At 70.9% G+C, this 5,150-nt stretch carries 7 protein-coding genes; 3 read left to right on the top strand and 4 right to left on the bottom strand.

Going from position 1 to position 5,150, the window contains the following annotated elements:
* Positions 1–22 precede the first annotated feature (22 nt).
* Complete coding sequence (locus AB0C29_RS32865; protein ID WP_360828495.1) at positions 23–841, bottom strand: ThuA domain-containing protein; 819 nt, start codon at positions 839–841, stop codon at positions 23–25.
* An 82-nt stretch (positions 842–923) separates the two neighbouring features.
* A complete protein-coding gene (locus AB0C29_RS32860; RefSeq protein ID WP_360828492.1) occupies positions 924–1,745 on the bottom strand; it encodes an SDR family NAD(P)-dependent oxidoreductase in 822 nt (273 codons plus the stop codon).
* A 90-nt stretch (positions 1,746–1,835) separates the two neighbouring features.
* Between AB0C29_RS32860 and AB0C29_RS32855 the strand changes: the two genes are divergently transcribed.
* Positions 1,836–2,732 (top strand): LysR family transcriptional regulator, encoded by an 897-nt coding sequence (locus AB0C29_RS32855; protein WP_360828489.1) that lies wholly within the window; start codon positions 1,836–1,838, stop codon positions 2,730–2,732.
* Between the two features lie 174 nt (positions 2,733–2,906).
* Positions 2,907–3,386: a hypothetical protein gene (locus tag AB0C29_RS32850; protein WP_360828486.1), complete on the top strand. Its 480-nt coding sequence runs from the start codon at positions 2,907–2,909 to the stop codon at positions 3,384–3,386.
* On the opposite strand, the gene AB0C29_RS32845 is transcribed toward AB0C29_RS32850, so the two are convergent.
* Together AB0C29_RS32845 and AB0C29_RS32840 are read right to left on the bottom strand one after the other, a co-directional pair.
* Positions 3,334–3,795, bottom strand: coding sequence for a nuclear transport factor 2 family protein (locus tag AB0C29_RS32845; protein ID WP_360828483.1), 462 nt, complete (start codon positions 3,793–3,795; stop codon positions 3,334–3,336). The two genes, AB0C29_RS32850 and AB0C29_RS32845, sit on opposite strands and share 53 nt — an antisense overlap.
* The gene (locus tag AB0C29_RS32840; protein WP_360828481.1) at positions 3,792–4,718 is read right to left on the bottom strand and encodes a pyridoxamine 5'-phosphate oxidase family protein; all 927 of its coding nucleotides are present in this window, start codon (positions 4,716–4,718) and stop codon (positions 3,792–3,794) included. The genes AB0C29_RS32845 and AB0C29_RS32840 overlap by 4 nt, the downstream gene beginning before the upstream one ends.
* Positions 4,719–4,801: 83 nt before the next feature.
* Between AB0C29_RS32840 and AB0C29_RS32835 the strand changes: the two genes are divergently transcribed.
* Positions 4,802–5,150 (top strand): ABATE domain-containing protein (locus tag AB0C29_RS32835; protein ID WP_360828478.1); only part of this gene is annotated, 349 nt, incomplete at its 3' end.

The raw sequence follows: 5,150 nt of genomic DNA, 5'->3' as shown, positions 1-5,150 counted from the left end.
CCGCAGCGGCTGCGTACGCCGGTCAGTCCTCCCGGCCGCAGGGGAAACGGGCCACGCCGGCAGCCATCCGGATCCCGCCGAGCAGGTGGTCGAGCAGCAGCGGCTCGTTGTAGTACTCGGCCTTGTGCCCCAGCGCGGTGTAGAAGGCGCGACCACCGTCGTACGGCTGGCACCAGGAGATCGGGTGGTGCCGGCCCATTCCCGGCGAGCCGCCCGGCACGCTGTAGCCGCGCGGGTCGTAGGTCCGTTCGTCCACTTCGGCGAGGACGCGGACGGTGTCCCGCGGGTTGGTGCGGAAGTTGTACCACTCCTCCTCGCGTTCCCAGCGGCGCGGCAGCGGGCGGGTGGCGGCGGTGTCATGGCCGAGGACCTTCACCGTGGCCACCTGGAACTGCGGGTTGACCGCGCCCGGGTGATCGCGGAAGTAGGCGCCGACCAGGCCGCCGTACCAGGCCCAGTCGTACTCGGTGTCGGAGGCGGCGTGGATCCCCGCGAAGCCTCCGCCGCGGCGGATGTAACGTTCGAACGCGCCCTGCTGCGCCGCGTCGAGGACGTCGCCGGTGGTGCTCAGGAACACCACGACGTCGTACCGGGCGAGGTTCCGGTCGGTGAACGCCGCAGCGTCCTCTGTGGCGTCCACCTTGAAGTGGTTCCGGGCGCCGAGCCGCTGGATCGCGGCGACCCCGGCCGGGATCGAGTCGTGCCGGAACGCCGCGGTTTTGGAGAAGACGAGCGCTTTGAACCTCTGATGCCCGGAGGACGCCGCGGCCGGCGACCCGGCCGCCCCTGCGAGTCCCACTGCCAGCATGACCGCCATCACGAACCTGACCACGACTTTCATGACCCCTCCTCAGCGTTTAGCGCGCGTACCGGGCTCCTATCGAAGGGTATGACTCGGACCGCACCCGGGGAAGGCGTTGCGGTCAGGCCGCGGTGGTCTTCGCCCGGCGGTCCGGGTCGAAGACGCGGTCCATCAGCAGGGCGCTCCGGCGCCGGCTCGCGAGCCGGCTCATGATCACACCGAGCTGATTGGACCGTCCGTCGATCACGCTCGAGCCCGGGTCGCGGCGCTCGAGATGGGCCAGCGCGGTGGCGACGACATCGCCGGGCGTCCGCGTCCGGCCCGAGGTCAGCACGCCGGCGCCCGGGCCCATCCCGGTGGTGAAGTCCGTAGCGGTGGCGCCGGGCGAGACGGCGAACGCGGTGAGGCCCGTACCGCGCAGCTCCGTCCAGAGGGACTCGGTGAAGCTCAGCACGAAGGCCTTGCCGGCGCTGTAGACGGCCATCCGCGGTGACGGGAAATAGGCGGAGACGCCGGCGAGATTGATGATGAACCCGTTGGCGGCCCTCAGCAGCTGCGGCATGAACGCGGCGGTGAGCTGGACCGGTGCTGCCACGTCGACGGCGATCTCGGCGGCGAGGCGGCCCGGATCGGCGTCGGCGAACCGGGCGAAGGTGCCGAAGGCCGCGTTGTTGATCAGGCTGGTGACCGCTACCCCGCGGTCGGCGACAGCCTTTCGAAGCTCGCTGCCGGCGGCCGGGTGCGCGAGATCAAACGGAACGGCCTCCACCCGTACGCCGTGAGCACGGTGCAACTCGTCCGCCATGGCGGCCAGCCGCTCGGCCCGGCGCGCGACGAGTACGAGGTTCGAGCCGCGCGCCGCCAGAGCCGAGGCGAAAGCGGCCCCGATCCCGGAGCTGGCCCCGGTGAGGAGAACGGTCTGTGCGCGGTAGTCAACGGTCATGGAACCAACCTCCCGCGGGCCGGGCGGCGTCGTCCAAGACCCGTTCCGCACCTCGTCATGCCGAAACGACATAACGAGTACGCTGCTGACATGGCCGACGGCGTACCGGACCTGGACCTGCGGCTGGTCCGCTACTTCACGGCACTGGCCGAGCACGGCACCTTCGCCCGGGCCGCGGAGGCACTGCACGTCGCCCAGCCCTCACTGAGCCGCCAACTCCAACGGCTCGAGGACGCTCTCGGCGTACGGCTGCTGGAGCGCACTACCCAGGGCAGCAGGCTCACCGCCGCGGGCGAGGCCTTCCTCCCCCGGGCCCAGACCCTGCTGCAGTACGCCGACCAGGCCGTACGCGCCGCGCGCGACGCCGCGCCACCACGCACGATCACCATCGGCTACGTCGAGGACCTCACCATCACCGCCGCGGTCCGCGACCTGCGCCGCCGCCATCCGGACGCGCACCTACGCACCCGCCACCTGGACTGGCAGGAGACCCGCGCACTGCCCGACGGCCGGGTCGACGCGCTGGTGGTCCGCACGCCCCTTCCGATCCCGGTCGACGACCTCGACCTCACCGTGCTCTACGAGGAGCCGCGCGTGCTGGTCCTGCCGGCGTCCCATCGCCTGGCCGGAAAGGAGATCGTCACCCTGGCCGACTTCACCGACGAGCCGATGGTGGCCTGCGCCGGGGCGCCCGCGACCTGGACGGGATTCTGGCGGCTCGAGCCGCGTCCGGACGGGGGCGGCGCGCCGCTGGCGGTCATGCCCGCCGACACGATCGAGGACAAACTCGAAGCTGTCGCGGACGGGCAGGCGGTCGCCCTGATTGCCGCGAACGACCCCCGGGTGACGGCCCGGGACGACCTCGTCACCGTCGCGGTGGACGGAATCGAACCGTGCCACGTCGTCGTCGCCACCCGCCGGGCGGATCCCAATCCTCTTGTCGACCAGTTCCGCCGATCAGCGCAGACCCACCTCGTCGGCGGCTGATCAGCGGTCACTCGTTTCGACGGCGGCGTAACTGCCGGCCTCTACTCTCAGCTCGGGGGTGTCGTCTACGGTCTTCCCTTCGGCACATCCGTTCTGCTGCTCTTCTACACCTTGGCAATCATCTTTCTCCAGCGCCCGGCACTGGCCGACATCGGCCGCATCAGCGTTTATGTCGTGGCGGCCGGCGGCCACGTCTGGGTGCTGAGCTACGCCACGATGGCCACGATGACCGCCGTCGCCGTTCGCTGCGAACCAGAATGCGGTGACCGGCCGCCGCTTGCGGTTCCTGTCGTCGTCGGCCTGATCCTGATCGCGATTCTTCTGGTCGCGTCGTACGCCGCGATCCGGGTCCCCGGATTGCGGCCGGCGAGATTACGCGCCGAGGTCGGCACCATGGTGCCCGCCGTCGCCGTTCTGCTCACCACTTTCGGAGCCGGCGGCGCCTCCCTGGCGTTTCCCCTGCTCGGAGATCGCTATCGGCCGTCGGACGCGCTGCTGACAATCCTGCTGGTTGTCAATTTCGTCGTCCTCTTCCTGTTCTCCCGGAGCGCGTCGAACTCGCTGCGCGAGCTACGGACGAACGGCCCACGACCGTCCCCGGTCACCAGATCGGGATGTCGAGGCCGCGTTCGGATTCCGGGCGGGGGCCGGTGATCCGGCGCTCCGATTCGTCGATCGCGTGGTCGTTGATGGAGGCCTCACGCCGGCTCATCAGGCCGTTCGGGGCGAACTCCCACAACTCGTTGCCGTAGCTGCGCCACCACTGGCCCGCCGCGTCGTGCCATTCGTACTGGAAGCGGACCGCGATGCGGTTCTCGTGGAAGGCCCACAGGGCTTTGCGGAGCGCGTAGTCCTGCTCGCGTTCCCATTTTGCGGTCAGGAACTCGATGATCGCCGGGCGGCCGGTGAAGTGCACGTCGCGGTTACGCCACTGCGAGTCGGGCGTGTAGGCCGCGGCGACCCGGGCCGGGTCGCGGGTGTTCCAGGCGTCCTCGGCGGCCTGGACCTTCTGCCGGGCGGTCGCCAGGTCGTACGGCGGGAACGGCGGTCGGGCCTCGGTCATCGGGATCGGTCCTCTCGGTCGGTCAGCGTGGGGTTGTGCGGGTACGGGCGGTGGGCGGACTCGCGCAGCGACGGCCGGCGCGCGGCGACGAGCCGGTCGAGCTCGAAGCGGACGATGCGGCCGCTGTGCCCGTCGTCGCCGGGTCGTCCGGCCGCACCCCATTCGATCCGGGCCGTGCCGGACAGCTGCAGGGTGGCGCCGGTGGTGAAGTCGGCGAACAGCAGCGCGGCCTCCGGGCTGACGGCCAGGTTGCCGAGGCTGTTGAACATGTTGTTGCCGGGATAGTCCGGCCACCACAGGCCGCGCTCGTCGACGCGGACGAAACCGGGCGGCCCGCCACGGTGGGACGCGTCGGCACCTCGCTGCGGGTGGGCGGTGCCGAGGAAGAAGGTGTCGGCCGAGCGGATCAATTCGACGTCGGCCGGCTCGAACGCGGCACCGCGGCGCACGTCTTCCGGCGTCTCGTGACTGGAGGCGGCCGGGGTGAGCAGCCGCTGCTGGATGAACTGCGGGCAGTTGCCGTACGCCTGCTCGACGTCGACGATCAGCAGCTCATCGGTGGCGACGGTGAGGGTGCCGTTGAGGCGTACCCGGCGTCGCAGGGCGAAGTCCATGCTGGTCGTGCCGAGGCGCTGGCCGGCGGCGAGGCCGTGCAGGGGGTCACCGGCCGGGACCCCGGCGTGGACGGCCAGCTCGGTGTCGGAGCGGACCTCGAGGAAGCCGGCCGGGCCGGTCAGTGGCGAGGTCCAGAGCCGGCCGGTCGCGTCCCGGCCGGTGATGACCAGCAGGGTGCGTGCGGCGAGGAAGCCGGCGATGCCGCCGGACAGGTCCGCCGGGTCCAGCATGCGTGAGAGGCGGGCGGCGTCCTGCCGTACGCCGGCCTGACGCTGCACGGCCAGCTCGCCGCCGTGAAAGCCAGTCATCCTGAGCCCCTTCCACCAGATGGCCAGTTGTACTCCGTTGTTCTAACGGATGCAAGCCGTTTCATCCGTGATATATTCCTGCGGTGCGCACCTGGATGCTTCCCGACGAGCCGGTTCCGGTCCGCCTGATGGCGACGATCTGGGCCGACACCGACGGCGTGCACGACGACCTCGCGGGACCACCGGATCTGGACGAGTGGCTGGACGCGATCGGGGTGGCTCGCCATGGCGTGGCGGCGACGCGGGACGAGTTCCTGCGTGCGCGGGCGCTGCGCGATTCCGTCCGCCGGCTGGCCGCCTTCGTGACCGGCGACGACCGTCCCGCGGCGGCCTCGGCCGTGCCGGACCTCCAGCAGGCGCTCGAGTCCGTGAACGCCGTCGTCCGGGAGCTTCCGGTCCCCAAGTTGGTGGTGCTCGAGGCGAGCCTCGAAC

This window comes from Actinoplanes sp. NPDC048791 (genome assembly GCF_040650095.1).
Taxonomy (GTDB): Bacteria; Actinomycetota; Actinomycetes; order Mycobacteriales; family Micromonosporaceae; genus Actinoplanes.
Note: the sequence above shows the minus strand (reverse complement) of the source record. Positions and strands in the feature narration are given on the sequence as shown.

Excerpts from the sequence above, each read along its gene's own strand:
- AB0C29_RS32865 (WP_360828495.1), bottom strand. The coding sequence starts at position 841 with ATGAAAGTCGTGGTCAGGTTCGTGATGGCGGTCATGCTGGCAGTGGGA.
- AB0C29_RS32845 (WP_360828483.1), bottom strand. The coding sequence starts at position 3,795 with ATGACCGAGGCCCGACCGCCGTTCCCGCCGTACGACCTGGCGACCGCC.
- AB0C29_RS32840 (WP_360828481.1), bottom strand. The coding sequence starts at position 4,718 with ATGACTGGCTTTCACGGCGGCGAGCTGGCCGTGCAGCGTCAGGCCGGC.
- AB0C29_RS32855 (WP_360828489.1), top strand. The coding sequence starts at position 1,836 with ATGGCCGACGGCGTACCGGACCTGGACCTGCGGCTGGTCCGCTACTTC.
- AB0C29_RS32860 (WP_360828492.1), bottom strand. The coding sequence starts at position 1,745 with ATGACCGTTGACTACCGCGCACAGACCGTTCTCCTCACCGGGGCCAGC.